This window comes from Acidithiobacillus sp. YTS05 (genome assembly GCF_024396695.1).
Taxonomy (GTDB): Bacteria; Pseudomonadota; Gammaproteobacteria; order Acidithiobacillales; family Acidithiobacillaceae; genus Igneacidithiobacillus; species Igneacidithiobacillus copahuensis.
On sequence record NZ_CP094359.1, the window covers coordinates 2,590,268 to 2,615,665 of the forward strand.

Annotated in this window: 29 protein-coding genes and 1 pseudogene; 21 read left to right on the forward strand and 9 right to left on the reverse strand. The window is 60.1% G+C overall.

Features of this window, described 5'->3' with window-relative positions:
* Positions 1 to 59: 59 nt before the first annotated feature.
* The 4 genes from MQE22_RS12855 to MQE22_RS13895 are packed head-to-tail and all read right to left on the reverse strand — an operon-like array spanning position 60 to position 2,894.
* Positions 60 to 959: a DNA adenine methylase gene (locus tag MQE22_RS12855; RefSeq protein ID WP_215873661.1), complete on the reverse strand. Its 900-nt coding sequence runs from the start codon at positions 957 to 959 to the stop codon at positions 60 to 62.
* Positions 956 to 1,189, reverse strand: coding sequence for a helix-turn-helix transcriptional regulator (locus tag MQE22_RS12860; RefSeq protein ID WP_009568431.1), 234 nt, complete (start codon positions 1,187 to 1,189; stop codon positions 956 to 958). Before MQE22_RS12860 ends, MQE22_RS12855 begins: the two co-directional genes overlap by 4 nt.
* Before the next feature lie 3 nt (positions 1,190 to 1,192).
* Complete coding sequence (locus MQE22_RS12865) at positions 1,193 to 2,623, reverse strand: hypothetical protein (RefSeq protein WP_215873662.1); 1,431 nt, start codon at positions 2,621 to 2,623, stop codon at positions 1,193 to 1,195.
* On the reverse strand, positions 2,610 to 2,894 hold the full coding sequence (locus MQE22_RS13895; RefSeq protein WP_226838463.1) for a Cro/CI family transcriptional regulator: 285 nt from the start codon (positions 2,892 to 2,894) through the stop codon (positions 2,610 to 2,612). Before MQE22_RS13895 ends, MQE22_RS12865 begins: the two co-directional genes overlap by 14 nt.
* Positions 2,895 to 2,977: 83 nt before the next feature.
* Here MQE22_RS13895 and MQE22_RS12870 point away from each other — a divergent pair, with 83 nt between their 5' ends.
* Together MQE22_RS12870 and MQE22_RS12875 are read left to right on the forward strand one after the other, a co-directional pair.
* A complete protein-coding gene (locus tag MQE22_RS12870; RefSeq protein ID WP_215873664.1) occupies positions 2,978 to 3,664 on the forward strand; it encodes a LexA family protein in 687 nt (228 codons plus the stop codon).
* A gap of 123 nt (positions 3,665 to 3,787) precedes the next feature.
* Positions 3,788 to 4,003 (forward strand): hypothetical protein, encoded by a 216-nt coding sequence (locus tag MQE22_RS12875; RefSeq protein ID WP_215873665.1) that lies wholly within the window; start codon positions 3,788 to 3,790, stop codon positions 4,001 to 4,003.
* A 276-nt stretch (positions 4,004 to 4,279) separates the two neighbouring features.
* Here MQE22_RS12875 and MQE22_RS12880 read toward each other — a convergent pair whose 3' ends face one another.
* Entirely contained in the window at positions 4,280 to 4,774 is a 495-nt protein-coding gene (locus MQE22_RS12880; protein WP_215873667.1) for a DUF4411 family protein, read from the reverse strand.
* Positions 4,771 to 5,931, reverse strand: a complete 1,161-nt coding sequence (locus tag MQE22_RS12885; RefSeq protein ID WP_215873668.1) for an ImmA/IrrE family metallo-endopeptidase — start codon at positions 5,929 to 5,931, stop codon at positions 4,771 to 4,773. The genes MQE22_RS12880 and MQE22_RS12885 overlap by 4 nt, the downstream gene beginning before the upstream one ends.
* 518 nt (positions 5,932 to 6,449) lie before the next feature.
* Between MQE22_RS12885 and MQE22_RS12890 the strand changes: the two genes are divergently transcribed.
* The 6 genes from MQE22_RS12890 to MQE22_RS12915 all read left to right on the forward strand — a co-directional run bounded on the left by MQE22_RS12890 (position 6,450) and on the right by MQE22_RS12915 (position 10,716).
* Entirely contained in the window at positions 6,450 to 6,731 is a 282-nt protein-coding gene (locus MQE22_RS12890) for an HU family DNA-binding protein (protein WP_215850669.1), read from the forward strand.
* A 27-nt stretch (positions 6,732 to 6,758) separates the two neighbouring features.
* Entirely contained in the window at positions 6,759 to 7,010 is a 252-nt protein-coding gene (locus MQE22_RS12895; protein ID WP_215850670.1) for a hypothetical protein, read from the forward strand.
* A gap of 62 nt (positions 7,011 to 7,072) precedes the next feature.
* Positions 7,073 to 7,438 (forward strand): hypothetical protein, encoded by a 366-nt coding sequence (locus MQE22_RS12900; protein ID WP_226838465.1) that lies wholly within the window; start codon positions 7,073 to 7,075, stop codon positions 7,436 to 7,438.
* A 130-nt stretch (positions 7,439 to 7,568) separates the two neighbouring features.
* A complete protein-coding gene (locus tag MQE22_RS12905; RefSeq protein ID WP_215873669.1) occupies positions 7,569 to 8,297 on the forward strand; it encodes a hypothetical protein in 729 nt (242 codons plus the stop codon).
* A gap of 79 nt (positions 8,298 to 8,376) precedes the next feature.
* The gene (locus MQE22_RS12910; protein ID WP_215873670.1) at positions 8,377 to 9,426 is read left to right on the forward strand and encodes a Fic family protein; all 1,050 of its coding nucleotides are present in this window, start codon (positions 8,377 to 8,379) and stop codon (positions 9,424 to 9,426) included.
* A gap of 831 nt (positions 9,427 to 10,257) precedes the next feature.
* Positions 10,258 to 10,716, forward strand: coding sequence for a hypothetical protein (locus MQE22_RS12915; protein WP_255789779.1), 459 nt, complete (start codon positions 10,258 to 10,260; stop codon positions 10,714 to 10,716).
* Between the two features lie 207 nt (positions 10,717 to 10,923).
* On the opposite strand, the gene MQE22_RS12920 is transcribed toward MQE22_RS12915, so the two are convergent.
* The 3 genes from MQE22_RS12920 to MQE22_RS12930 all read right to left on the reverse strand — a co-directional run bounded on the left by MQE22_RS12920 (position 10,924) and on the right by MQE22_RS12930 (position 14,337).
* On the reverse strand, positions 10,924 to 12,141 hold the full coding sequence (locus tag MQE22_RS12920) for an ISL3 family transposase (protein ID WP_255789780.1): 1,218 nt from the start codon (positions 12,139 to 12,141) through the stop codon (positions 10,924 to 10,926).
* Between the two features lie 165 nt (positions 12,142 to 12,306).
* Positions 12,307 to 13,020 carry an arsenical resistance protein ArsH gene (gene arsH, locus MQE22_RS12925; protein ID WP_255789781.1) on the reverse strand — a complete coding sequence of 238 codons (714 nt, stop codon included), beginning with the start codon at positions 13,018 to 13,020 and terminating at the stop codon, positions 12,307 to 12,309.
* Positions 13,021 to 13,029: 9 nt separating this feature from the next.
* Complete coding sequence (locus MQE22_RS12930; protein ID WP_255789782.1) at positions 13,030 to 14,337, reverse strand: arsenic transporter; 1,308 nt, start codon at positions 14,335 to 14,337, stop codon at positions 13,030 to 13,032.
* Positions 14,338 to 14,426: 89 nt separating this feature from the next.
* Between MQE22_RS12930 and MQE22_RS12935 the strand changes: the two genes are divergently transcribed.
* The 13 genes and pseudogenes from MQE22_RS12935 to MQE22_RS13000 all read left to right on the forward strand — a co-directional run bounded on the left by MQE22_RS12935 (position 14,427) and on the right by MQE22_RS13000 (position 25,389).
* Positions 14,427 to 14,792, forward strand: a complete 366-nt coding sequence (locus MQE22_RS12935) for an ArsR/SmtB family transcription factor (protein WP_004871386.1) — start codon at positions 14,427 to 14,429, stop codon at positions 14,790 to 14,792.
* Positions 14,793 to 14,797: 5 nt separating this feature from the next.
* The gene (locus tag MQE22_RS12940; protein WP_255789783.1) at positions 14,798 to 15,289 is read left to right on the forward strand and encodes an arsenate reductase ArsC; all 492 of its coding nucleotides are present in this window, start codon (positions 14,798 to 14,800) and stop codon (positions 15,287 to 15,289) included.
* A 10-nt stretch (positions 15,290 to 15,299) separates the two neighbouring features.
* Positions 15,300 to 15,773 carry a VOC family protein gene (locus tag MQE22_RS12945; RefSeq protein ID WP_255789784.1) on the forward strand — a complete coding sequence of 158 codons (474 nt, stop codon included), beginning with the start codon at positions 15,300 to 15,302 and terminating at the stop codon, positions 15,771 to 15,773.
* 77 nt (positions 15,774 to 15,850) lie between these two features.
* Entirely contained in the window at positions 15,851 to 16,441 is a 591-nt protein-coding gene (locus MQE22_RS12950; protein ID WP_255789785.1) for a sigma-70 family RNA polymerase sigma factor, read from the forward strand.
* Between the two features lie 122 nt (positions 16,442 to 16,563).
* Positions 16,564 to 17,532 (forward strand): hypothetical protein, encoded by a 969-nt coding sequence (locus MQE22_RS12955; RefSeq protein WP_255789786.1) that lies wholly within the window; start codon positions 16,564 to 16,566, stop codon positions 17,530 to 17,532.
* 27 nt (positions 17,533 to 17,559) lie between these two features.
* Positions 17,560 to 17,934, forward strand: a complete 375-nt coding sequence (locus MQE22_RS12960) for a carboxymuconolactone decarboxylase family protein (RefSeq protein WP_255789787.1) — start codon at positions 17,560 to 17,562, stop codon at positions 17,932 to 17,934.
* 84 nt (positions 17,935 to 18,018) lie between these two features.
* On the forward strand, positions 18,019 to 18,618 hold the full coding sequence (locus MQE22_RS12965; protein WP_255789788.1) for a hypothetical protein: 600 nt from the start codon (positions 18,019 to 18,021) through the stop codon (positions 18,616 to 18,618).
* 102 nt (positions 18,619 to 18,720) lie between these two features.
* Positions 18,721 to 20,037 carry a TolC family outer membrane protein gene (locus tag MQE22_RS12970; RefSeq protein WP_255789789.1) on the forward strand — a complete coding sequence of 439 codons (1,317 nt, stop codon included), beginning with the start codon at positions 18,721 to 18,723 and terminating at the stop codon, positions 20,035 to 20,037.
* A 26-nt stretch (positions 20,038 to 20,063) separates the two neighbouring features.
* The gene (locus MQE22_RS12975; RefSeq protein WP_255789790.1) at positions 20,064 to 21,098 is read left to right on the forward strand and encodes an HlyD family secretion protein; all 1,035 of its coding nucleotides are present in this window, start codon (positions 20,064 to 20,066) and stop codon (positions 21,096 to 21,098) included.
* Positions 21,088 to 22,830 (forward strand): annotated as a pseudogene (locus MQE22_RS12980) (ATP-binding cassette domain-containing protein). Before MQE22_RS12975 ends, MQE22_RS12980 begins: the two are co-directional and overlap by 11 nt.
* A complete protein-coding gene (locus tag MQE22_RS12990; RefSeq protein ID WP_255789793.1) occupies positions 22,827 to 23,942 on the forward strand; it encodes an ABC transporter permease in 1,116 nt (371 codons plus the stop codon). Before MQE22_RS12980 ends, MQE22_RS12990 begins: the two are co-directional and overlap by 4 nt.
* Complete coding sequence (locus MQE22_RS12995) at positions 23,942 to 25,051, forward strand: ABC transporter permease (protein ID WP_255789794.1); 1,110 nt, start codon at positions 23,942 to 23,944, stop codon at positions 25,049 to 25,051. The genes MQE22_RS12990 and MQE22_RS12995 overlap by 1 nt, the downstream gene beginning before the upstream one ends.
* Before the next feature lie 11 nt (positions 25,052 to 25,062).
* Positions 25,063 to 25,389, forward strand: coding sequence for a hypothetical protein (locus tag MQE22_RS13000; protein ID WP_255789795.1), 327 nt, complete (start codon positions 25,063 to 25,065; stop codon positions 25,387 to 25,389).
* Positions 25,390 to 25,398 lie beyond the last annotated feature (9 nt).

Below are 25,398 nucleotides of genomic sequence, written 5' to 3' on the forward strand. Positions count from 1 at the left end.
CAAAGTGCTCTTTCCGTCTGGGTATAGCCAGCCGTGGCGGGTATAGCTTTTGGTCGGGTTCAGGCCAGTTCCAGATGCCCAAAAATCGATTGCTGCCGGGCGGCATTCTGCGCGTGATACTCCACCAGGCGCGGATTCAGCCAGAGGGATTCCGTGCGCTGCGCTTCCAGGGCCGGGTTCTCCTTGCCTGTCGAGTTCCGCACCGTGTTGCAGTGCCAGGCGAAATCCCGGCGCTCCCAGCCGTCGGCCTCCAGAAGAGCGGCGTAGAGGGGGTGCGCGTAACCCGAGATGGCGACATGACCCGGGCTCCGCTTCAGACGCTCCAGGAGCGCCCGGTGATCCTCGTCGCTGTACTCGTGGGCGTAGCCTCCCCCCTTCCGGGTCTCCGCCATGTAGGGCGGGTCGCAGTAGAGGACGGCATGCTCGCTGTCGTAGCGTTCGACGATCTCCAGCGCATCGGCTTGCTCGATGATGACGTTCCGCAGCCGGTCGCGGGCCAGCAATAATTCCTCGTCCACCTTGTTCCGCATCGACCGGGCGCGGTTGTCCAGGTACTTCGCCACCGCGAAGCCCGCGGGAGCCCGATCCTCTGGCCGTTGCGTCTCGGCCATGAAGGTTGCCCGGGCGAGGAAAAAAGTTCGGGCCGCGCGCTCGATGTCGTCAGAGCAGATGTAACGCGGGTCGGACCACTGGTCATAGACCGCCCGCGCATAAGGCGTGTTTTGCAGATATTCCCGTAGCTCTTCTCCACGGTGACGCAGCACGCGGAAAAAGTGGATCAGGTCTCCGTTGAGGTCGCTGATCACCTCGATACCCATGGGACGGCGGGCAAACAGCAGGCTGGCCCCACCGCAAAAGGGTTCGACGTAGGTCTGGAACCGGTTGGGCGCGGGTAACAGGGGCAGGATTTTGTCCGCCATGCGGCCCTTGCCGCCCAGATAGGGAATGGGGCTCCTCATGACACTTCATTTCTTGGCCGCCCACGAGGGCGCGGCGCGGTGGGGGTCGCCGGCAGGGCTTGCGGCAGTCCGGAAAGCCAGGCTTGCACGTCGCTTTCCCGCCAGCGGCGTCCCCGCGAACCCGGCAGAAGCACCGCCTGCGGGAGCGTCCGGGGGTCACGTCTGACGATGGTCTTGCGAGACAGTCCCAGAACCTGGGCCAGTTCGGCTGCGGTCAACAGGCGATCCACGGTTCACCTCCAGATCTGCCATTCCGGGGAGCGCCGGATCCACACCGTGGGTGGCGGATCTGGAAGGTGCAGAACCTCCCCCACGAAGGAGGTGAACTCCCACCGGCTGTCCCAGGGCGTCGGTTTGCAAGCACGGGCATTGAATACGATGGCGGGCGGCCCGCCAGGGGGTGCGTGCTCGTCCAGCAACGGCGGTACACCGGGGGGATCCACGGGGGCGTAATCGACCGGGACGTAGCGAGGCTTTGGCGGCGGTACGCGTCCTTGCCGGAGATCTTCGGTGTCGATGAGCCATCCGAGATCCCGGTCTTCCGTGGGAATGGCTGCCGCCAGATCCAGGCATGGGCCGGGTACGGCCGGGTGTTCCGGAGCGTCCGGGATCGGGAGGGCAGCCACAGTCTCCAGGAGGGCGGGCGGGTCCCGCAATTCCGGTCCGGATGGTTCTGGCTCCGGAATCTCCTGGGCCTCCAGGGGCAATAGAACCTCGTCGATCAGATCCCTGGCCCGGCGGTTCCGCTCCGGATGCAGCCTCTCACGCAGCGCCTGCAGCAGGGTGAGGGCGATCCGGCATCCGGCCTTGACGCGGGTGATCAGGCGCTTGGCGAGGTCGGTGAGGCGGGCTCCTGTGATCGTCGCCAGTTGGTCAATGATTTGGGGGGCACGGACCAGAATGTCCGTCAGGGACGGATGGGACTCCGCAATGTGGGCAATGGTAAAGTCCAGCCAACCGGAGACTGAGCGGATAGCCGATGCTTCCTCGACTGCCTGGAACTGAGCGTCCACCCCATCTCGCCTCTCTCGCCGTTCCAGGGAGAGGGCCGGATCCTCGCCAAAGGAGGATTCGTACTCGGACGCATAGAGGGGTTCCAGAAAGCTCAACTCCGGGCTGTCAAACAGGTCTACCGTCCGGTCATCATGCTCGTGGGCTACCACGGCCTCTGGCCGGTCTTCATCGTCGGGGCGACCGAACACGGCCTGGGTAAGCATATCTGCGGTGGCGTACCCGCAGCCCGTGAGCCGGCGGGAGAACGTCAGGAAATCCTTGTGCTTGTGCAGGTATGCCCGGGCAATTCCCTGGAAATATCCGAACAGCGTGGCGTTGGGGTAGTCGCGCCAGTCGAAGCGCCGGGCGCCAAAATCCAGCAACGTGGTCCCGCAGTCCGCAAGAATATCCGGGTCGGAAAACCCGACGTGCCGGGCCAGGCAGGCGACGGCATGGTGCGCCTTGTCGTAAGCCCGTGCATACTGGGCGGACAGTTCCGCCTCTTCCCGCCGGGTCCGGGTTTCTTTTCGGTATAGCTCGCAGAAGCGGATGCTGAACGCGCGTTCCTCCTGTTCCTCTTCGTGGCCGCGCCTCCAGCGGAATCGGTCGATGCGCGGGTGGACTCCCGCGTCCTGGTCTCGATCCAGGACCTGTAGGTTACTCATGGTCATGGTTCCTCCTGTGAAGAGGGAGTTGGGAAGGTTTTATGGGCCCAGTGCCCGGTGTGGTGTCGGGGGGGCCAAAGATGTCGGGGCGGAGGTCTGAGCACCGGACGGCGCCGTTGGTGGCACGTTCGATCTGAACGGAAGCTTTTAGCCCCGGACTGGACAGCCCCTTCACCCACTTGTGGACAGCGGGCTGGGATACCCCGGCCAGTTTGGCCAGGGCTCTCTGCGAACCTGCAATTTGCAGTGCCAGCAACAAGGAGGGTGTTGGTTCCATAACCGCAGTATAACTGGGGTTATGGAACTGTCAATAACCCTGGTGTGTTTTCAACTGATAACTTTGGTTATAGCGTGGTGAGCATGAAGACCTTTGCCGAAAGAGTAAGGATGGCTAGAGAGCATGCCGGGCTGACACAGGCCCAGCTTGCAGAGGCGGTTGGGATGTCTCAGCCAGGCATCCAAAAATTGGAACGGTCCGGGGGATCGTCGAAGTTCACCACACAGATTGCCTCAGCGTGTGGCGTAAGCAGCGAATGGCTGGCTACTGGCAAGGGGGAGATGGTAAGCGGGAGTACGCCGCGCAAGCCTGGCTTTGATGTCAATATCGAGCCAGTAGATGAACCCATTCGGACGGTGCCGCTGATCAGCTGCGTTGCTGCCGGCAAGATGACCAGTGTCACCGATCCATACGCTCTCGGAGCCTATGAGAAGAAAGTGCCCGTCTTGGTCGATACATCCAAGTTTGCTTTTGCACTACGGATCCATGGGGACTCCATGGTGCCGGAGTTTGTTCCAGGGGATATTGTGATCATTGACCCTGACATAACCCCGCAACCCGGGGATTATGTCATCGCCAAAAACGACGACCAGGAGGCCACCTTTAAAAAATACAGGCCTCGGGGGAGAAACGAAAAAGGGCAAGAATACTTTGAGCTGGTGCCTTTGAACCCCGACTATCCCACCCTGCGTTCCGATCTGGATCAGATCGCCATTATCGGCACAGTCGTTCAGCACAACAGGATAATGCGCCGAACCAATAAGTTGTGACGCCAGCGCGAGGTCGCACCTTTTGGTGTCAGGAAACAACCGTAGTTATTGACATATTGATAACTATGGTTATTATAACTCCACATAAGCCGCCCTCACCGGTGCGGCATCGTGGAGGCTGTCATGCAAAACGCTATTCGCAAGGGTATACCTTTCCACCAGGGACCTCGGGAAGCACAGGGGAAGTCCGGCCAGCCGCGGCCGGCTGAACCCATTCCGGTTGCGGTGTCCTATCGGGACGGTGCCGTCCTCACCTTTCTGTTCGACCGTGCTACCCCGATCCGCGATCTCTCGGCCCTGATCCGCCGGGCTGGTCAGGTGCGGAAGGTGGTGCTCTGATGATCACCGTGAATATGGCCGGCGTCGTCGTCCGGCGCGACGGCAAGCTGCTTACTGTACTGGGGACGGCCGATAGGGACGGCGAGACGGTGCTGCATATCCAAGGGGCTGCCACAGACTTTTGGGGGTCACCCCGCGAGCTACACCTGAACGGCTATCGACTGATTATCGCCAAACTGCCTATTTGGGATTTGTGGCGGAGGGCGGTGTGTGCGTCGGATCTGGGGGAGAGGTCAAGCCTAGTGCAATGAGAGAAGCCGCGCGTTATGCGGCTTCTCACGCATTGTGAGCTAAAATAAAACGCGCCCGCTCGTGACGCAGCATCTCAAAGGGGGTCATCACCTTGATATTAAGACCCACGCATACGTTAGGAATTTTAACCTTGTTTGGCGTATCGGCAAGCCGCTCGTGAGTCACCACTACATAGCCGCTAGTCAGGGCATGAGCGATCAGCCAGTAGTCTGCCGCCTGGAAAAAGGTGTTTTTTGCAGCCGGGGTGTAGCCGTTGTTGTTCACCCAGTTAGTTACCGCACCCAAAGCGGAAAAAATTCCGGCACTCGGCTTCAGAAAGAAACGCTCATCTCCAACCTTCGCCCATTCCGCCAGTTCATCGTCTCCCGCCTCGATCTCGTCTTTCACCTTGTCAATGCTGAACACCTGTCCCACCCGATTTCGAGCGATCAGCCAATCCCAAAAGGCCGGGCAGAAGTCCAGCCCGTAGTGCAGGTTGTTTGCTGATATGAAGACATTGGCATCCAATAAATAGTTCATCCATAAATTCCTAGCCGCTGAGCCTCCTTATAGAAGGTCTGCGTTTTACGCACGCCTAGCAAGTGGAAGGCATCGGTAAAAGACGTCTGTCCCTCTAAGGTGCTTGTAATCACCGCCCGCGCCAATCGCTTGCCGACATGTGCGCCAAGGGTGTTGTAGAAGTCGCCACCCGAGTCCGTTGGCGCCATTCTGGCCATCCTATCGAGTTCATCCTGCCAAGCGATGTCTAGGGTGTCTCGATCGATCCGTCCGGCATCGAAGAGGCGCCGGAGAAGGACCAAGGTGCTGACCCTAAAACGACGGGACAGTTTTTGCAGTGTTTCCGACAAAGCCCCCGGTCCAATCGGCACGTCGTGCACATCCTCTAACGCTTCTAAAGGCACCAAAATTTCCGCGGCCACCGCGTTGCACCAGCGCTCAGTTTTCACATCGGGTTGACTGCGCGCTTCATTGTTCGAGACGCCGGAAGAGCCCAACCACAGATGGGCCAGTTCGTGCGCCAAGGTGAACATCTGTGCTGCTTTGCTATCTTTGCCGTTGATAAATACCAGTGGCGCTAATTCGTCGGCTAAGGCGAAGCCACGAAATTCCGCTACATCCAGCGGGCGGTGGGTATTACTACCCACAATGCCACTGATCATCACCAAAATTCCGGACTCCTCGACCACGCGGATAAACTCACGCAGCGCTTCGCTCCAGTTTCCCATACGACTGCGGGCCCCTATATCGAAGCCGAGTCGTTCTCGGATCCTAGCAGCGACCTCGACGGGTGTATCCTTTAGTGTGGCGGTACCGACAAAAGAAACCCCGGGATCACCTTGAAGGCGAACATAGTCGCGGTACCAGCTTTGACTCTGCTGGCAGAGATAGATCGTCTCAAGCAAGTCGACGCTCGGCGATCGGACTTGCGTCTGCGGCAATGTTCGGAAATCGGGAATCGGTAGTTCGTCTTCCGGCGGTTCCGTCAGGAAAAAGTATCCTATAGGGGTATGGGTGCGGCGGGCGAACTCTTCTAACTGGTTTAACGTGGGTTGCTCCTGCCCCGTCAGCCAACCGCTCAGCTTTTTGAAATGGGCAGACAACCCCTCCGGGGTGCGGCCGGATCGGCGCATCGCCCAGTGCAGCAATCCGGGATCGACGGGTACGCGCAGGGTCACCTGATTTTCTCCAAGAACTTCTCCACATCTCTACGGGCCACCCAGGGTTACGTGCTCCATAGTTGATGGAACACGGTAGGTACGCCTGTATCGGTTGCTGGTCCGTACTCACCCGCTCATGGGTTCATGAGCAGTGCATTGTTCTCACAAGATAGCGCAACTACGCCCACACAGAGTCTGCATTATGGACCAGGAAGGGCTGCGACGCGAGGTTAGCCGCGCTCCCCTTGTCCGAAAGCCCGGCGCAGGACTCAAAGGCACGATCTATCGGTGAATGCGCCCGCGCGATTCACTGCCCGACTGGTGATGCACACGCTACTCGGGTCTCCAGCATCTCGGCTAGGGTTAGGGGTGGCTGTGTACGTAGGACAGCAGGCGCCCACGGATGGCTAGATCCCACAACAAACCGGGAACCTGTCTCACCGCATGCCTATCAAAAGGAACCGCTAATTTGCGGGCTTGCAGGATTCGTCGGTATATTCCGGCGTGGTGCCGTGATTACTGGAGAGGAATGTCTCATGCTGACAAAGAAAGAGCTTGTGCGTCTCATGGCCGAGCGCAGCGATCTGCCGCAAACCGTCGTGGAAAAATCCCTGAATGTCCTTCTCGATATTTACCGGGAGCAGCTCGCTGCTGGCGAAGCGGTGGTCTTGGGCGATCTGGGCCGATTCCAGATCAAAGAGCGGGCGGCGCGCGCCGGACGTAATCCGGCCACGGGTGCCGCCATCGAGATTCCGGCCCGCAAAACCGTGCGCTTTCAGCCCGGAAAACACCTGGTCGAGCAGTTGAATCCCGCGTAAGCACGTCCGGCCGAAGAGGAGCATGCCATGTTTGGATTCGGAGAACATCAAGAGGCCATGACGGCCACCTGCCCTAGCTGTCAGTCGCCCATGGAAGACAAAGGGGCGCACGGAATCCGCATGGGCGGATTGACGGGGCTGGCCGGAGCTGCGGCAGGAGCCGTGCTTGGCCAGCTGGCGGACGAGGGCGAAGAGGCCTTCGAGAAGAAACTTGCCGTCCAGGTCTTTGTCTGTCCCCAATGTCGGGAAGTCTCGTTCAAATACCACGGAGGGTTATGAAATGGATCTGCAGACCGTAGAGCAGCAATACAACCAGCTGCAGCAGGAAAGCTCAAGGGGTAATGCAAAGCCTGCAGGCGCTGGCCGGGAAGCTCAAGACTGCCGCCGATGGTGGCAACCAGGACGCACGGGAGTGGTTGCTGGACCTCAAGGAACTGGCCCTCAACGTCCAGCAGGAGCAGCAGCAGGTGATGATGGTCATGCAGGCCATGCACCAGGCCGCGCAGAGCGATCTGGCGGCGATGCAGGGGCAGGGCCAGCAATGGCAGCCCGGGTATCCGCAGACACCCCAAGCTATGCCCCAGGGCTATCCGCAGCAGCAGTCGGGTGGATTCCTGAGCTCGCTGGAGCACTCGGGTTTCGGTCAGGCCCTGATGATGGGGGCCGGGTTTGGGATCGGAGACGACCTCATCAATAGCATTTTCTAATCGCGTGCTGCGGCGCTGGAGCCGTGGGTTTGCTCGGCGACCATTGCCATATCTGGCGCCAGGGCAGACGCGGTAATGGATGTCGAGCACCACCGTGTGCGCCCACATTGGGAAGCACAGGATGTAAAACATGATCTGGTTGTTCGCCGGTAGTGCTGTCACCAAATTGGCACTGGCGGCGGGCGGAGCCGCACTACTCTCTGGCCCGTTGAACAGTCCGCAAACCTGGATTTCTGGTGGGAGTCCAGACGCGCCACCATTGGCCACTCGCCTGGCATCCACCGCTAATGTAAACCGCCTTTCGCGACTTCCATCGGGCGCGGTGGTCGTTGATCTTGAAAACTGGCCGCAAACACCAGTATCGCAACGCGAAAATCCCGTGGGCGCCTATCGTCGGGCGGCAGAAATCGCCGAATATCGTCACCAATGGCTTGTGGCCACTCCAGCAACAGACCTCGTCCGCAGTGTAGTCCCCTCATATCGTGGAAGAATTTACCCCGAGTTTGTTCGATTGCGCTTGGCTGCGCGTATCGCAGCTTATGTCCCTGTCTACGAAATCCAGGCCCAAGGTGCTGAAAACAAACCCACTCTGTATCGCTCCTTCGTGGCCGACATCAGCCGACAAGTCCAGCAAGCGCACCCTGGAATCACGATTTTGGCAGGATTGAGCACCAATCCAGGTGGGCACGTTGTTGCCGCCTCGGTATTGGAAAGAGACATTGCCCTGACCAAGGGGCTGGTATCCGGCTACTGGATGAACATTCCCCAGGCCGGCAAGGCATGTCCCCGCTGCGGTCAGGCTCATCCGGAAATTGCGGTACAGGTGCTTGATGCAGAACTCAGGGATTCACAGAGATGAAGCATCATTACCGCATCAGGCGCCATCCGAGCGAGCCTGGCATCTCAAAAATAGGTGTAAATGGGTGTAGTATTGGTCCATGGTGCGAATCGACACTATCCAGATCACGCCGGAGATCCTGGGCCTCATCGCCCGGATCGATGAGTTCAAAGGCGCTTGGCGCGCCTTGGGCACGCTCGCCCCCGACCGGCTGTCGGCCCTGCGTCGTGTGGCCACCATCGAGAGCATCGGCTCATCGACCCGCATCGAGGGCAGCAAGCTGTCCGACCGGGAGGTGGAGCATCTGCTGTCGAATCTGGAGATCAAGTCTTTCGCGACCCGTGACGAGCAGGAAGTGGCTGGCTACGCCGAGCTGATGGACCTGGTGTTCGCGTCCTGGCAGGGCATCCCGATCACCGAGAACCACATCAAGCAGTTGCACCAGATCCTCCTGCGCTACAGCGAGAAGGACACTTGGCATCGCGGTAACTACAAGACCACGTCGAACAGTGTCGCCGCCTTTGACGAAGCTGGCGCACAGATCGGTATCGTGTTTCAGACCGCATCACCCTTCGACACACCCCGCCTGATGTCGGAACTCGTGGCGTGGGTGAACCGGGAACGTGAGACGGCCCGGCTGCATCCACTGTTGATCGTTGCACTGTGCGTCGTCGTGTTCCTGGAGATCCACCCTTTTCAGGATGGCAACGGCCGGCTCTCTCGGGTGCTGACCACGCTCCTGCTGCTGCAGGCCGGGTACGCCTATGTGCCTTACAGCTCTCTGGAGAGCGTGATTGAGCAGAGCAAGGAAGCCTACTACCTGGCCTTGCGCCAGACCCAAGGCACGATCCGCACAGAGGTGCCAAATTGGCAGCCGTGGCTGATGTTCTTCCTGAGATCCTTGGCCGAGCAGGTTCGGCGCCTGGAAAAGAAGGTCGATCGCGAAAAGATCGTGCTGGCGGCCATGCCGGAACTGCAGCTACAGATCGTTGAGTTCGCCCGAGAGCACGGCCGCGTCACCATCGGTGAGGTCATGAAACTGACCGGGGCTAGCCGCAACACGCTCAAGCAACATTTTCGGGCGCTGGTCGATCACGGCACGCTAAGCCTGCACGGCAGTGGCCGAGGGGTCTGGTACAACCTACGCTGACAGGTATGGCGAAAGACGCATGGCCGCCATGAACGGTCGGGTATTTCTCGAATAAAGCAGTCAGGCGGATTCCTGAGCGCGCGGGGGCACTCGGGCTTCGGCCAGTCCCTCATGATGGGGGCTGGCTTCGGCATTGCCGACGATTTGATTAACAGCATTTTCTGGCGGGTCTCGTGCGCGTGCCCTGGCTGGTTCGCCAGAGCAGGTACCGGGGAGGCCCCGCCGTTGCCGGCCTGCATGGGAAAGCTATACCTTTTCCATGCAGGCTTTATCTTGCGTTCCGTTCTGTTCTGTTTAACACTGTTCCGGCCTTACCTTGTTTCACGCACAGAGGGTTAAGATCCTGCCGCTGGTGTGGGTTTGGACATGGACATTGCTCGACGACAAATACCTTGACCGGTCGGACAAGATGGATGACGTCAAGCAGACAATTAAGGACCACGAGCGACCCGTGTCATGATCCACGGTTCGCCAAGCAGGATGGTTGGTCACTTAGCCTCCGCAGGCGCCGCCAGATTCTGATCGTTGCCAAGCACGTTCCTGCGGAATATCCTCCCGCTGAGGCATGGCCGCTTGAGACTGTAAGCGGACATTCGGATGGGTTAACCGGGCTATGCATTCCCAAGCTGAGGAAGGAAATGTCATTGTTTTGACCCATTCTGCACATATATGAAAAACCACTAAAAAAATAATGCAAGTGGGTTGGAGGACTCGCTATGGGGCAGAATGAAGCAAATTGTTTTTGAGTCCAGTTGGATGACGCGCATTAAGAATGAGAGTGCTGGGTTTGATGATTCTTTTACACCTGGGTGAATTCAAACGTTGGGTGCTATGAATCTCCACCAAATATCATTCAGCGGCGCACTACTCGAACGTGGCTTTTGGCTGTATGTCTGGCGTGTTAAACAAAACGAGCAGACAGTTCTTTACGTCGGACGCACGGGTGATAGTTCATCGCAGCATGCGTCGTCACCATTCTCTCGGCTTGGTCAGCACCTTGATGTCCGTCCTACAGCAAAGGCAAACACCCTGCTGCGAAATATTCGGGCTGCAGGTCTTGATCCAACTGCCGGCGCATACGAACTCCTTGCCATTGGGCCTCTGTTCCCTGAGCAAACGACAATGGAGGCGCACCGCATGTATAGAGACATTGTCGCTGCACTGGAAAGCGCTTTGGCATCACACCTACGAAAATCCGGACACACAGTCATCGGGAAACACCCAAAATCGCGCCCATATGACAAAGTGCTTTTTCAGCAGGTCACTGCTTTCTTGGAAGGTAAGTTGTGAGAGAGCGAGCACCCAATCATTCCAGCCGACCCACTATAGCAGTCTTCGGCCGCTTCCGTGGTTAGCTGAACTAAAATGTTACGTTAACAAACTTTCGATAGGGGTAGAATGCTCATAATTTATTTTCAAAGAATCGTATGGTTACGATTCTCGTAATCCCCCCTCAAAATACTGTCGCGACTGCCTGAAAACTGGTTCCTCGACGTTTCATGTGGGTAACCTGAGATCCAGCTTGCCGAGGATCAGGTAGGCCATGTTGATGAAGTTCTTGTGGGTACGGTAGCCCCGCGCTTTGGCCTTGGCGGACTGCAGAAGGCTGTTGAAGCCTTCCAGGATACCGTTGGTGATCTGGCTCTCGAACCAGCGCAGTACCCCATCCCAATGGTTTATCAGGGTGTAGGCAACCTTGACCAGAGGGGGTAATCCGCTGGCCTTGGCGTTCTCTATCCATGCCTTGAGCAGCACAGCGCCATGGTGGCGATTCTGGATCGTGAAGATCTCTTGGAAGGTCAGGCGGAACTGGTAGGCCTGAGCCGTCTTGAGATTCTGGAGCTTGAGGAGTTCCTGGAGCTTGGCGTTCTGTTTGGCAGAGAGCTTTCCCGGGTTCTTGAGCCACAGCCAGCGGCTCTTTTTCAGGTCGGGTTGGGAGTAGACCTCTCCTTTACGCACGGCATCCACCGCCTCATTGATGAGCTTCATCAGGTGAAAGCGATCGAAGGTGATCTGGGCGTTGGGCGGGTGTTCTGCGGCGCCTTTTTGGAAGGCCGGCGAGAGGTCCATGCTCAACTCCGTGATGGTATCGGCGCTACCACCATGGGCCTGCAGATCTTTGGCGAATTGCTCGAAGGTTTTGGCATCCTTGCCTGGAGTAGCGAAGACCAAACGCTTGGCCTCCAGGTCCACAAATAGGGAGATATAGTCGTGGCCACGTCGGCTGCTGGTTTCATCGACACCGATGGCGTGGACCTCCGACAGGACCGCGGCCTCGCGGGCCCTGGCGACGTAATGCTCGATCACCCGCCAAAGTCGCTGGTCTGTCTCCCTAATCAACCGGGCGACCGTCAACACGGGCATCTCCCGGACTATGGCCATGACCAGTGCCTCGAAGAGCAGCGTGAATCCTGAGCCTTCCCGCGCCCAAGGGACAGGTACCAAATGCACCCAGTGTTCCGGGCACTGGACCCGCGGTACGCGGGCGTGGAGGTAGGCCGCATGCTGGAAGAAATCCAGGTGGCGCCAGACCTTCTCCTGGGTGTCATAGACTGGGCAATCCTGGTCACAGACCCGACAAGGAAACTGGCTACCCCTTGGGAAGTTCACATGCAGGTCCAGGCGCTTTTCCTCCGCCGTGAACTGGACCTCGTCCACCGCCCACGGTGGAATCAGGCCCAGTGCCAGAGTGAATAGTTGGTTCCCTTGGTCCATCGTTGCCCTCAGCTTGCCGCCCCTTCTGTTGGAGAATCATAACCCCTTATCCATTCGAGATGTCGAGGAGCCTGAAAACTTGACGAGCTATGAGATCGCCATGGACGGTCCCCTGGACGTCTGGTTAAGCTGCTTCGGCTGCGTTTTTCCCTCCCACTCACATGACTACAAAGATCGTTGATTGACGCGTGCCGACAAGGCATCTGCCGACTCGCGACGCTCGGAGTAGCGATCCGTCAGATAGGCACTGCAGCCGCGAGTGAGCCAGGTGAATTTCATGAGTTCTTCCATGACGTCTACCACCCGGTCGTAGTAGGCCGAGGGTTTCATGCGTCCCCCCTCATCGAACTCCAGAAAGGCCTTGGGTACCGACGACTGATTGGGGATGGTGATCATGCGCATCCATCGCCCCAGGATACGTAACTGATTGACAGTATTAAACGATTGAGAACCCCCACAGACCTGCATCAGTGCCAGGGTCTTGCCTTGGGTAGGTCGAACGGCACCACTATTGAGGGGAATCCAGTCGATCTGCGATTTGAAAACGCCCGTCATGGCGCCATGCCGCTCAGGGGAGCACCAGACCTGTCCTTCCGACCACTCCACCGCGCTGCGCAGGGCTTGGACCTCGGGATGGGTATCGAGGACGCTGTCCGGCAGAGGCAGGTTACGGGGGTGAAAGATCCGTGTCTCCGCGCCGAGCTTGCGCAAGATACGTTCTGCCTCGAAGGTAAGGAGGCGGCTGTAGGAACGCTCCCGGATAGAGCCATAGAGCAACAGGATGCGCGGTGGATGGCTGGGCCTTTCGGTGGACAGCAGGCGCTGCTGGTCCACCTCTAGGAAGTGGTTTGCGTCGAGCTGCGGGAGGGTGTCTTGCATATGTTTTCCTTACAGCAACGGCAACCAAGCCGCCAAGGCCAGCAGCGTCAGGAACAGTACCGGCGGGGTGATGAGGAGTCCGGTGCGCATGTATTGGCCCCAGGTCACGGTCATACCTTTGCGGCCCAGCACATGCAGCCAGAGCAGGGTGGCCAGACTGCCGATGGGCGTGAACTTGGGGCCAAGATCGCAACCGATGATGTTGGCGTAGACGAAGGTTTCCCGTATCAACGGATCCGTGGCCACCGGCAGTTGGTGGATGGCCAAGGCGCCCACCAAAACCGCCGGCATGTTGTTCATCACCGAGGACAGCGCCGCGGCCAAAAAGCCCGCCCCCACCGCGGCCAGGGCCGTGCCTTGTGTTGCCAGAGCCTGCAGGGCCACGGCCACATAGTTGGTCAGACCAGCATTCCTGAGCCCATAGACCACTAGATACATCCCGAGGCTGAAAATCACGATCTGCCAGGGGGCCTCGTGCAAGACCTTGCGTACGGGAATGCGGGCGCCGCGCCCGCCCTGCAACCAACGTCCGGCCAAAGCGAGGAGGATCAGCGCCCCAGCCCCCGTCACCACCGATACCGGTACCTGCCACTGCGCGGTAACGAAGTAGGCGATTAGTAGCAAAACCAGCACCGGAAAGGCGGCACGGAAGACCACAGGATCCTGGATGGCCGTGCGCGGAGCGTCGAGGTGGGCGGTAGGATAGGACGCGGGCACGGAGCGACGAAAGTAAAGCCAGAGCACCCCCAGGGTGGCCGCCAGCGCCACCAGATCCACCGGTACCATCACCAGGGCATAGCGATCAAACGTGATATTGAAATAATTGGCGCTGACGATGTTGACGAGGTTAGAGATCATCAGCGGCAGACTGGTGGTATCGGCCACAAAACCGGTGGCGATGACAAAGGCGAAGGTGGCCTTGGGTGAGAAGTCGAGCCGCAACAGGATGGCCATGACGATGGGGGTGAGCAGCAGCGCCGCCCCGTCGTTGGCGAATACGGCAGAAATCATCGCCCCCAGCAGGACGATGAGGGGGAAGAGCCGACGCCCACGCCCACCGCCCCAGCGCGCCACGTGCAGAGCCGCCCAATGGAAGAAACCGGCTTCGTCCAGAATCAGGGAGATGATGATGAGGGCGACGAAGGTAAAGGTAGCATCCCAGACGATATGCCAGACCACAGGAATATCGCTCCAGGTGATGACCCCGGTGGCCAGGGCGACGACCGCACCGCCCATGGCACTCCAACCGATCTGGAGTCCCTTGGGCTGCCAGATGACGAGGATCAGGGTCACAACGAAGATGGCCAGGGCAAGCATCCTGTACTCCTTGGGTGAAATTGCCGGTAGTCTTGACGAGCCAAAAACATTTGTCAATAATTCAATCTAACTTGAACCATTGGAATCCCATGACCGAAGAGCACAGCGATCGCATTGTCGCCCGCCTCGAGGCCCTGGCCTCGCCGGTGCGGCTCGCCATTTTTCGCCTACTGGTGGAGCACGAGCCGGAAGGCCTTTTCTCCGGCCAGATTGCCGAACGGATCGGGCAACTGCACAACGGCGTATCCTTTCACCTCAAGGTTCTGCAGCACGCCGATCTCGTCATCGTCCACCGCGAGGGACGTTTCCAGCGCTACCGGGCGCAGATGCCCGTGGTGCGCTCCCTGGTCGCCTACCTTACCGAAAACTGCTGTCGCGGCACCCAATCCTGCACTATCCCCGACGAGTCCGAATCCAGCGCAGCAGCCACCGCTTCCGCCGCCCCACCGAGGTGACACCGATGAAAGTTCCCGAGATCCTCTTTCTGTGCACCGGCAACTCCTGCCGTTCCATCCTGGCCGAAGCCACCCTCAATGGCCTTGCCCAGGGCAGGCTCCACGCCAGCAGCGCCGGCAGCCATCCGGTGGGTTCTGTGCACCCACGCAGCATCGCCCTTTTGGAGCGGGAAGGCTTTTCCACCGCCGGTCTCACCAGCAAATCCTGGGACGATCTGACCACTACCCCGGATATCGTCATCACCGTCTGCGCCAGTGCCGCGGGTGAGACCTGCCCGGCCTATCTCGGTCCCGCCCTGCGCGCCCACTGGGGGGTCGACGATCCCGCCAAAGCGACGGGCAGCGAGGCGGAAATCGAGACCGCTTTTACGAAGGCCTATCGTATCCTGCGTCATCGCATCGAAGCGCTACTGCAACTGCCCGTTGCCGAATGGCTAGCCGAAGATCCCAAGCGCCTGCGCACGGAACTGGAACGCATTGGTCACAGTGAACCCTGAGGATTACTGCATGTCCACCGAGTTGTCTGCCCTGGTGCCCGCTCGCCAGGAATTTCATCTGAGCTTCCGGGTAACCGATCTTGCCCGCAGCACGGCCTTCTATCGGGACTTTTTCGGGGTTGAGCCCAGACAACAGACGGCGCGCTTCAGCACCTTCATCGTCCCCGATCTCTGCCTGAATCTGGTGATTCTCGTCAACGACCGGGACGAGCCCCTCGACACCTACAGCCTCTACCACGTGGGCCTGGGAGTGCGGAGCAAGGAGGCGGTGATTGCCGCCTACCATCGCGCCGTGGCCGCCGGTGCCGAGGTGGTCAAGCCACCGCGCAGCACCTGGCGCGGCACCCCTCTACACGAACTCTGGCTGCGCGACCCCACCGGCTATCTTCTGGAGATCTACGCCCGCATGACCCCAACGGAACTCGCCACCATGCCCGCCGACCAGGAGCCGGTATTTCTGGTTCCAGGCACGGAACCACAGTAGACGCAGCGCTTCCGTTACATCTGCCTCGTTGCCAAGAGTATACTCTGCAGACTATTGGAGTAGTGCGAGGAGTGTAGATGATCCAAGATAACGCAGCCGCCATGGACAGCCTTGCAGATGCGCGCCCCATGCCCTGCGCGCTGCGAGCTTGGGAAGCCTCCGAGGCAGAATTGCGGCGATTTCTGCGCCGGCAATTGCAGGGCATGGCCGACCCCGGAGACTGCGACGATCTGCTCCACGATCTATTCCTCCGTTTGCTCCGTCAGGGCGGGGCGTTCTGCCAGGTGGACAATGCCCGCGCCTGGCTCTTTCAGGTGGCGCGCAACCTCGCCATCGATTACCAGCGGCGCTTGCGGCCGGATAGCGAACTTCCCGAAGATCTGCCCGAAGATGTGATGGAAGTAGCTCCCATCGATGCTCTGGCACGCTGCCTGCCAGCGGCCCTCGCTCAATTATCGGAAGAGGATCGCGATATCCTGCTGCGCTGTGATCTGGAAGGCGTGCCCCAAGCGGAGTACGCGGAACAACAGAGTTTGTCCTTGCCCGCTGCTAAATCCCGTATTCAGCGCGCCCGCCTGCGCCTGCGGCAAGTCTTGCTGCTGCGTTTTGGCGTGCGTTTCAGCCCCGACACCGGGCAGGTCTGTTGCCACGTTCCCCGCGTTCCCTGACTGGCCCAGACAGGGTTAGGCCCGCCCCCTCCGAAAATGTCTGCAGAGCCACCCTCGTTGTATGCATCTTTTGTACGCCTCATACGTCTTAGACTTAGCAACGGAATTGGGAGGAGTAGACGATGAATAGAAGGGGCTTTTTGCTGACGAGTACTGGCGCGGGAGCTGCCGCCCTCCTGTCACCAGTGCTGGGCCACGGCGCCACCGCGGAAGCCGTGGATGCGAGTTACGCCGCCTTTCCCCAGAGCTATGTGGTGGAGTTTCGCGTACCACCGCCGCAACAGCAGGCCGTACTACAGGCCGTAACTGTACTAAGCAAAGAGTTGCAAGGACGGACAGGCTTTCTGGGTGCTACCCTCAAGCAGATGCAGGGAGAGTCCACCATGGTCAAGAACTACCCTCCGGTATTCAAGGGAATATTGGCCGCGGCGAGTGTCGAATCGGCATCAGAAGGGCGTTTACCCTATGCCAATGTATTACTCCTGCGCTTTGCCAATGCCGCCGCAATGCCCCGCGCCGACCTGGATGCTTGGGTGCAAAATCGTCTCGCCCCGCATGTCCAATTCACGCCTCCCGGCGCGTCAGAGTCTCTGGAATTCACGCCGCTGACGGGGGTCTACGCAACGCTCATCGCTGGTGATCGTCATGCAATTTACGATGCGCTAACCTCGATTACCCAGTTCCTTACGCGGCAGGACGATACGCCACAGCGGAAACTCGTCACCGTCATCAATCACGTGATGGTTCCCGACACACTGCACACCGAGCTGGAGGCCAAGGTCGGACCGCTCCTGAAAGTCGCCCAAAACACCTTTGAGCCCAAGGATGATCCCAATGGCGTAGGGCAAGCCGGCAGCCGCGACAATCGCGATTATCGCAAGGCGGTGAGCACCGAGATTCTGGTCAATACTGAGCCCTATGGGTCCTTGCGCAACTACCTGATGCACGGGGTATGGGAATCGGTTTGGGATCATGAAAATTCCCACCTCGACCCGCGCTTCCAACACGCCTTTATGGCGGTGGCACCCTACGTGGTTTCGGGTCCGGTGGAGCCCTTCTACCACACCCTGTTTTTGGAAAATCGCGCGTAAGCTGTCTATCTGAAGGAGAATACCCGCATGTCCGATACATCCCGTCCCAGCCCCGAGCAGATCCTTGCCGGTATGCGACAAGCCATGGGCCGTGCACCCAGTGCCATCGAAAAGTCGGTGGCGGCCGATGCCGATCTGATTCACGAACACATGCGTTCTCGCGCCTTCGCCATGCCCGCTGAGGGAGCGCTGGACGATGAAACGCGCACGCTGATTTACCTCGCGGCGGCCTTGGCTGGGTCGAGTCATGCCTGCATCCAGGCCATGGCCGACAAAGTTGCGCAACAGAAGATACCGGCTGCCAAGGTCGTAGAAACGGTGCGTATTGCGCGCTATGCCATGGCTACCAAGGTCATTGGCGATGCCGAGCCGGTCTTTGCCGTGTTGGGAGCTAGCGACTGAGGGCCTTCCAGAAAGTGCGGGCGTTTTCCGCCGCTCTCGACGCCGCGTGAACTGAGGCATAGACACAGTAAGGGGTGAGGACTGGTGAGCCGTTTGGGACCTTTGGGAGAAAAAGCCCGGCAAGCGGCGGCGGCACGCATGCGGCTCATCCCGATTTTGCCCTTTGCCATTCCTTTGGTACTGCTCCCCCTCCTGCCGCTTGCCTTGTGGAAGGCCGATGATCCCCAAGGTTTTTTAGCACAACGTGGGGATCTGCTGTTTGGGCTCTTGATCTTCATTGTGGCGGTGCGCTTCTTGCTGCTGGACCTCATGTTGTTCTATGTCTCGCGGGCGCGCCGCTCCCTACATCTGGATCTATTGCAGATCGTTTTCTTATATCTCGAAGTCACGGTGGTAACGCTACTGTACTTTGCACTGCTCTATGACCTGTATGGGGTCTTTCATCTGTTTCAGTACAGTGGCCCAAATGCCGCGCAGCAGGCCCTGTGCCTGAACGGTCACGACCTGCTGCTCTCGTTGTACATATCCACCGAATTTTTTACCACCTTGGGCAACGGTGACTGGATACCGCGCACCCTCAATGCCATGTTGTCGGCGGGGATCGAGGCCCTACTGGGCTTTGTGCAGGGAGGGGTGTTTTTTGCCGTCTTGATTTACGCCCACCAGGATCGGACGGAGAAGTGAGATGACCACACTTCGTGCCGCACTCGCCCAATCTCCTGCTATACTTCGGACGTCCACATCCAATGTGACGACCAAAAGAGCCTTGTGCCACCGGGGAACACCATGCCAAAACGACCGCGCGCCGTACTCCTTGCCGCGTTGCTTATCTTCAGCGCCACTGGGGCGCAGGCCGAAAACCTGCTTTCGGCCTATGAGCAGGCCTACCGCAGCGATCCGGCCCTGGCTGAGGCGCGCGCGCAGTTGCAGGCCACGCTTCAGGACAAGCCGGCAGCGCGGGCGGCGCTGTTGCCGCACCTCCGGCTAGGGGCGAGCGTGGGCTACAACACGGGCACCTTTTCCGGCTTTGCCGGGCTCGACCTGAGCAAGGCCTATCTGTCGGACAGTTACAGTGTCACCCTCACCCAGTCGGTTTTCGACGGGCAGAGCTACGTGGCGCTGCGTCAAGCCGACAGTCGCATCCAGGCGCAGACGGCGGCACTGCTGTACACGCAGCAGCAGTTGGCCCTGCGCGTGGCCACGGCCTATTTCAAGGTGCTGGAAGCGCAGTCCCAGGAGCGTATTGCCGAGCGTCAGCGACGCCTGCTGGAGAGCATCTACCGGCAGACGGAGGCGGCCCTGAAGGTGGGCACCGGCGATATCGTTGCCGTGCGTGAGGCCCGAGCGCGCCTCGATGCAGCGCGGTCGGACCGGATCCGTGCCCGCAATGCGGTGTCCGTCGCCGAGCGCGGCCTGGAGCGCCTCACCCACGCGCCCGTTGGTCATCTGGAGGATCTCCGGCCCTTTACCGCCGAAGGTCCGAAGCCGGACGACATGGACGCTTGGGTTCAGGCGGCCATCCGGGATCAGCCGCTGATGCACGAGGCCGAGGCGCAGCTGCGTACGGCCCAGGAAGCGGTGCAGTACCAGCAGCGGGCGCGCTGGCCCAAGGTGGACCTGCAGGGCATCGCGCAGCATGTGCATGGCAATCCCTTTCCGGGATTCAATGAGAATCAGGCGGGGGTGAGCCTCAATCTATCCATGCCCATTTATCAAGGTGGAAGCATCTCCAGTGGGGTGCAGAAGGCCCAAGCCCTCAGCGTGGCGCAGGTGGATCACGTCGGCAGCGTGCGCGATCGGGTACGGCTGGATACGCAGACGGCTTTCCTCAACCTCAAGGACAGCGTGGCTCAGTTGGCCTCGGCCAAGGCGGCCGTGGAGTCGGCAAAGATTTCCCTGGAGGGTACCCGCAAGGGTTATGAGGTGGGCACGCGCTCCATCATCGACCTGCTGCAGACGGCCACGGACTACATCCGCGCCGAGCAGGACTACAACGTCGCCCTCTACAATCAGGTGCTCGCGCGCGTCCAGTTGAAAGCAGCCGCCGGACAACTGGATCTGCAGGATCTGCAGGCCGTGAACGGTCTGCTGCAAACGGATTGAAGACACCATCAGAAAGGAAGCTTGTCATGGCCAGCAAAAAGAAACGCCTCCTCCTGCTGCTTCTGCTTTTGGTCACTGGCGCTGGGGTGGCCTACTGGTGGACCCACCGTCCGGTAGCCAATCCCCATATCCTGACGATCTACGGCGACATCGACATTCGCCAGGTACAGGCAGCTTTCAACGACAGCGGACGCGTGCAACGCTTGCTCGTCCAGGAAGGCGACCGCGTCCGAAGGGGACAGTTGTTGGCGGAGTTGGACCCCGTGCGTTTCCAGGATGCCGTCGCTCGGGATCGGGCCGCGGTAGCGGCCCAGGAGCAGGTTTTGGCGCGCCTATTGGCGGGTTCCCGCCCGGAGGAGATCGCCGAAGCCCGGGCTCAAGTAGCGGCCGCCCGGGCGACCCTGGAGAATGCCGAGGTCACCTGGCGGCGCCAAAAGGCTCTGGCGGCCGAACAGTACGTTCCCAAACAGAGCCTCGATAATGCCGCCGCTGCGTTGAAGACGGCGCGCGCCGATCTGGAACGAAGCCAACAAGCCCTGGCTCTCGCTGTCAAAGGACCGCGTAAGGAAGACATCGCCGCAGCCCGGGCTCAACTCCAGGCCGACCGCGCGGCTCTGGCCCTGGCGGAGCGGGAATTGCGGGACACCAAGCTCTATGCACCGGAAGATGGGGTCGTCCAGGACCGCATTGTCGAACCCGGCGACATGGTTTCGCCAGCCACCCCGGTCTTTACCCTGGCCCTCGACAACCCGGTCTGGGTGCGCGCCTATCTGCCGGAGACGGCCTTGGGCAAAGTGCGGCTGGGCATGCGGGCGCAGATCATAAGCGACTCCTTCCCCGGTAAGCGGTTTGCGGGATGGGTGGGCTTCATCTCGCCAACGGCGGAGTTCACCCCCAAGACGGTGCAAACCGCGGAACTACGCACGGAGCTCGTTTACCGAGTGCGGGTCTATGCCTGCAATCCGCAACACGAGTTGCGCCTGGGTATGCCGGTAACGGTGCAGATCCCCCTGCAGAACAACCAGCCCCAGGCCCGCTCCGAGCACCCCTGTGGCCACTGAGACGCCCACTACCAGCCCCCTACGCTTTGCGGGGGTGCGCAAGCGCTTCCAGCGCGGCAAGGATGCGGTCCTCGCCCTCGATGGCCTGAACCTGGAACTCACCCCTGGCCAAGTGACGGGTCTGCTGGGACCCGACGGGGCCGGCAAGACCACCCTCATCCGCCTCGCTGCGGGCCTCCTGCGCCCCAGCGAAGGCAAGGTATTTCTTTTTGGCCAGGAGCTCAGCACCGGCACGACGGATCTGCAGGAGAAGATTGGGTACATGCCCCAGCGCTTCGGCCTCTACGAAGACCTCACGGTGCAGGAGAATCTCGATCTCTACAGCGACTTACAGGGACTTGCACCGGAGCAGGCGCGCAACCGCCAACAGGATCTCCTGAAGCTGACGGCGCTGGGGCCCTTTGGCAAGCGGCGCGCCGGAGCCCTCTCTGGTGGTATGAAGCAGAAGCTGGGCTTGGCCTGCGCCTTGCTGCGGGCACCTCAGCTCTTGCTTCTCGACGAGCCCACCGTGGGAGTAGATCCCATCGCCCGTCGCGAGCTCTGGGAGATCATCCAGAGCCTGCGCGGCGCTGGAACGACGGTCTTGATGAGCACCGCCTATTTTGACGAGGCCGAGCGTTGCGATGCCATTGTCCTGCTCCACGAGGGCAAGTTGCTCCGGCAGGGGAACCCGCAGAGCTTCACCGATCCTCTGCGCGGGAGGTGCTTTTTGGTACGCCACCACGAAATGCGGCGCCGCGCCCTACGCGAGTCTTTGCAGCAGCGCCCGGGGGTACGGGATGCGCGGATCGTTGCCGACGGCATCCGCGTGCTTACCGGGCCGGAGCCGGTGACACCTGCCGCCGACGAGCAGTGGGAGCCCATATCACCAGCCTTCGAGGATGCCTTTGTAGAACTCTTGGGCTCGGGAACGACGGCGACGGTCAACACGGCTCCGACAACTACGACCATCACCGATGGTAAGGCTGCTGAGGCGGTGGTGGAAGTGGAGGGCTTACGCAAGTTCTTTGGGCACTTCGAGGCGGTCAAAAGCAGCACGTTTAGCGTGCGCCGCGGAGAAATCTTTGGTCTATTGGGGGCCAACGGCGCCGGCAAAACCACGACCTTTCGCATGCTCTGCGGTCTTTTGTCACCCTCTGCCGGTACCCTGCGCGTGGCCGGAGTCGACATGCGCCGGGCAAGCAGCGCTGCCCGCGCTCGCATCGGTTATGTGGCGCAAAAATTCGCCCTCTACGGCAACCTCAGCGTCGATCAGAATCTCGCCTTTTTTGCTGCCGCCTATGGCCTGCGCGGCAAGCAACGGGCTGCGGCCATTGCCCGCGTGCGCGAGGAGTTTCAGCTTGCTCCCTACGGCCCCGTCAATGCCGACAACCTGCCCCTGGGCATCAAACAGCGCCTGGCTTTGGCCTGTGCCCTCCTCCACGAACCGCCCATCCTGTTTTTGGACTAGCCGACTTCGGGGGTGGACCCCTTGGCGCGCCGGGAGTTCTGGCAGCGCATCAATGCGCTGGCGGCACAGGGAGTGACGGTGCTCATCACCACCCACTTCATGGACGAAGCGGAATACTGCGATCGACTGGTCTTGATGTCTTTGGGGGAAATCCTCGCGCAGGGCAGCCCCGCCGAGCTACGGGCGCAGGCCAAAAGCCCAGAACACCCGGACCCGAGTATGGAAGATGCCTTCATCAAGCTCATCGAAGCCTATGAGAGCCAGATCCGGAGGGCCTCGTGAACTCCCGGCGCCTGCGCGGACTCATCCGCAAAGAGTTCCTGCAGATCCTGCGCGATCCCTCGGCCATCGCCATCGCCTTTTTTCTACCGGTGTTCCTGCTCTTTCTCTTCGGTTATGGGGTGTCCCTCGATGCCCGCCACATTCCCCTGGCGGTGGTGGTGGACCAGCCAACGGCAGAAACCAGCGCCTTTGTTGGCGGCCTGCAGCAGTCCTTCTATTTTGCGCCGAAACTGTTCCCCAGCATGCAACAGGCGCAGGCCGCCCTCATGGAACGACGGGTGGATGGTATCGTCTGGCTGCGTTCCAATTTCAGCCGCCAAATTCTGCAGGGGAATACCGCCTCCATCGGGGTCTTTGTCAACGGCGTGGATGCCAACAATGCCCGTATCGCTGAAGGCTACCTGCAAGGGGTCTGGCAGAATTGGTTACAACAACGCGCACTGGCGGCCGGACATCCCTTGATCGTCCCGGTCGATGGCAAGGATCGGATCTGGTTCAACCCCGCCCTGCGCAGTCGAGACTATCTGGTGCCGGGACTGATTGCGGTCATCATGACTCTGATTGGCGCCCTACTCACCGCCCTGGTGGTAGCCCGCGAGTGGGAGCGGGGGACCATGGAGGCACTCATGGCAACCCCGGCGCAAATGGCCGAGATTCTGCTCGGCAAGCTGATTCCTTACTACTTTATGGGTATGGGCGGCATGCTGCTCTCGGTGGCTTTGGCGGTTTGGCTCTTTGCTGTTCCCCTGCGCGGCAGTTTTGCCATCCTGCTGCTCGCCTCGACCCTCTTCTTGCTGGTCGCCCTGGGCATGGGGCTACTCATCTCCAGCGTGGCACGCAACCAGTTCGTAGCGGGGCAGATTGCCATCATCGTCACCTTCCTGCCGGCCTTCATCCTCTCGGGTTTCATCTTTTACATCCCGTCCATGCCGACGGCCATCCAGGTGATTACCCATATCGTCGCTGCGCGCTATTTCGTGAGCATTCTCCAGACCCTGTTCCTTGCCGGTAACGTCTGGTCCATCATCCTCTGGAATAGCCTTGCCCTGTTGCTGATGGCCATCTTTTTTCTGGGCGTGACCCTGCGCCGCTCGCACAAGAGGCTGGACTGATGCTGGCGCGCATCTGGGCCTTGGTGATCAAGGAATTTCTCGCCATTTTGCGGGACAAGAAAAGTCGTTTCGTCCTTATTGGGCCACCCGTTATTCAGCTCTTGGTCTTTGGCTACGCCGCCACCTTCGATCTCGACCACATTCCCTACGCCGTTTATAACCAGGACAGCGGCTTTGCCTCTCGCGAACTGCTCGGCTATTTTCAGGGTTCGCGCGCTTTTCAGCAGGTGGCGACCATCACCCACGAAAGCCAGATCGCCCCCCTCATCGATCGCGAAAAGGCCCTGCTCGTGCTGCAGATCGGCCCCGATTTCACCGAGGATCTCTTGCAACATCGGCCGGCGCCGGTGCAGGTGATCATCGACGGCCGCAATTCCAACACCGCTACCATTGCCCTCAACTATGTCAACAGCATCCTGCTCTCCTTTGACGAGCGCTGGGCACGGGACCACCACTGGGGCAGCCCACCGGCGCAGTTGGTCGCCCGCGCCTGGTTCAACCCCAACCTGCTGTCGCGCTGGTTTATCGTCCCCGGTATCGTCGCTCTACTCACCCTGGTGGTGACATTGCTGGTGACGGGGCTCTCGGTAGCCCGGGAACGGGAGCAAGGGACCTTCGATCAGCTACTCGTTACTCCCATGACGCCCCTGGAGATCTTGGCGGGCAAGGCCCTGCCGGGCATTCTCGTGGGCGCCGTGGAGGGCACCTTCATTTCTTTGGTGGCGGTGTTCTGGTTTGGCGTTCCGTTCATCGGGAGCGTCTTTGCCCTTGCCCTGGGGATGCTGCTCTTTCTCTTTGCCGCCGTCGGCATCGGTTTGATGATTTCGTCACTGTCCATGACCCAGCAACAGGGGCTGCTCGGCGCCTTTCTCTTTTTGGTGCCGGCCATCATCCTCTCGGGCTTCGCCACCCCCATCGCCAACATGCCGGAACTGGTCCAAGACCTCACCTATGCCAATCCCATGCGCTACTTTTTGGTGATCGTACGCGGGGTGTTTTTAGAGGGAGATGGGCTGCGGGACCTGTGGAGCCAGTATTGGCCCTTGGCCATCATCGCGGTACTGAGTATGAGCGCCGCTGCGTGGCTCTTCCGTCATCGCATGCAATAGGGGGGAGAGGTATGTTGCGGGTCTGGATCATAGAGACAGCCATCAGTTTGCTCCTGGTTGCCCTTGTCTATCGCCTGATTTATAGCGTCCTACGCAACTATTGTGGTGCCTGGGTGGTGGTCCTGCTAACGGCCGTCCTACTTGGGGCAGGGATCTCGGGCCCCCTTGATCCAGCCTTAATGCACGATTTGCACGCCGCCAGCGAAACCCTGCCGCCTACCTGGTTTCTGCCCCTCATCCGCGCCTTGGCCTATATCTTCGGCGGCTGGATAGTCGAACGTATCCTGCGCAAACGCGAGCGCCTCAGCTTTGGGCCGAATGCCAATCGCGGAGACTGACCGTTGGAA

Excerpts from the sequence above, each read along its gene's own strand:
- MQE22_RS12855 (WP_215873661.1), bottom strand. The coding sequence starts at position 959 with ATGAGGAGCCCCATTCCCTATCTGGGCGGCAAGGGCCGCATGGCGGAC.
- MQE22_RS12905 (WP_215873669.1), top strand. The coding sequence starts at position 7,569 with ATGATCTGGTTGTTCGCCGGTAGTGCTGTCACCAAATTGGCACTGGCG.
- MQE22_RS12970 (WP_255789789.1), top strand. The coding sequence starts at position 18,721 with ATGCCAAAACGACCGCGCGCCGTACTCCTTGCCGCGTTGCTTATCTTC.
- MQE22_RS13000 (WP_255789795.1), top strand. The coding sequence starts at position 25,063 with ATGTTGCGGGTCTGGATCATAGAGACAGCCATCAGTTTGCTCCTGGTT.
- MQE22_RS12975 (WP_255789790.1), top strand. The coding sequence starts at position 20,064 with ATGGCCAGCAAAAAGAAACGCCTCCTCCTGCTGCTTCTGCTTTTGGTC.
- MQE22_RS12895 (WP_215850670.1), top strand. The coding sequence starts at position 6,759 with ATGTTTGGATTCGGAGAACATCAAGAGGCCATGACGGCCACCTGCCCT.
- MQE22_RS12880 (WP_215873667.1), bottom strand. The coding sequence starts at position 4,774 with ATGAACTATTTATTGGATGCCAATGTCTTCATATCAGCAAACAACCTG.
- MQE22_RS12900 (WP_226838465.1), top strand. The coding sequence starts at position 7,073 with ATGCAAAGCCTGCAGGCGCTGGCCGGGAAGCTCAAGACTGCCGCCGAT.
- MQE22_RS12910 (WP_215873670.1), top strand. The coding sequence starts at position 8,377 with ATGGTGCGAATCGACACTATCCAGATCACGCCGGAGATCCTGGGCCTC.
- MQE22_RS12935 (WP_004871386.1), top strand. The coding sequence starts at position 14,427 with ATGACCGAAGAGCACAGCGATCGCATTGTCGCCCGCCTCGAGGCCCTG.
- MQE22_RS12875 (WP_215873665.1), top strand. The coding sequence starts at position 3,788 with ATGCAAAACGCTATTCGCAAGGGTATACCTTTCCACCAGGGACCTCGG.
- MQE22_RS12915 (WP_255789779.1), top strand. The coding sequence starts at position 10,258 with ATGAATCTCCACCAAATATCATTCAGCGGCGCACTACTCGAACGTGGC.
- arsH (WP_255789781.1), bottom strand. The coding sequence starts at position 13,020 with ATGCAAGACACCCTCCCGCAGCTCGACGCAAACCACTTCCTAGAGGTG.
- MQE22_RS12960 (WP_255789787.1), top strand. The coding sequence starts at position 17,560 with ATGTCCGATACATCCCGTCCCAGCCCCGAGCAGATCCTTGCCGGTATG.
- MQE22_RS13895 (WP_226838463.1), bottom strand. The coding sequence starts at position 2,894 with ATGGAACCAACACCCTCCTTGTTGCTGGCACTGCAAATTGCAGGTTCG.
- MQE22_RS12930 (WP_255789782.1), bottom strand. The coding sequence starts at position 14,337 with ATGCTTGCCCTGGCCATCTTCGTTGTGACCCTGATCCTCGTCATCTGG.
- MQE22_RS12870 (WP_215873664.1), top strand. The coding sequence starts at position 2,978 with ATGAAGACCTTTGCCGAAAGAGTAAGGATGGCTAGAGAGCATGCCGGG.
- MQE22_RS12995 (WP_255789794.1), top strand. The coding sequence starts at position 23,942 with ATGCTGGCGCGCATCTGGGCCTTGGTGATCAAGGAATTTCTCGCCATT.
- MQE22_RS12950 (WP_255789785.1), top strand. The coding sequence starts at position 15,851 with ATGATCCAAGATAACGCAGCCGCCATGGACAGCCTTGCAGATGCGCGC.
- MQE22_RS12920 (WP_255789780.1), bottom strand. The coding sequence starts at position 12,141 with ATGGACCAAGGGAACCAACTATTCACTCTGGCACTGGGCCTGATTCCA.
- MQE22_RS12955 (WP_255789786.1), top strand. The coding sequence starts at position 16,564 with ATGAATAGAAGGGGCTTTTTGCTGACGAGTACTGGCGCGGGAGCTGCC.
- MQE22_RS12945 (WP_255789784.1), top strand. The coding sequence starts at position 15,300 with ATGTCCACCGAGTTGTCTGCCCTGGTGCCCGCTCGCCAGGAATTTCAT.
- MQE22_RS12940 (WP_255789783.1), top strand. The coding sequence starts at position 14,798 with ATGAAAGTTCCCGAGATCCTCTTTCTGTGCACCGGCAACTCCTGCCGT.
- MQE22_RS12865 (WP_215873662.1), bottom strand. The coding sequence starts at position 2,623 with ATGACCATGAGTAACCTACAGGTCCTGGATCGAGACCAGGACGCGGGA.
- MQE22_RS12890 (WP_215850669.1), top strand. The coding sequence starts at position 6,450 with ATGCTGACAAAGAAAGAGCTTGTGCGTCTCATGGCCGAGCGCAGCGAT.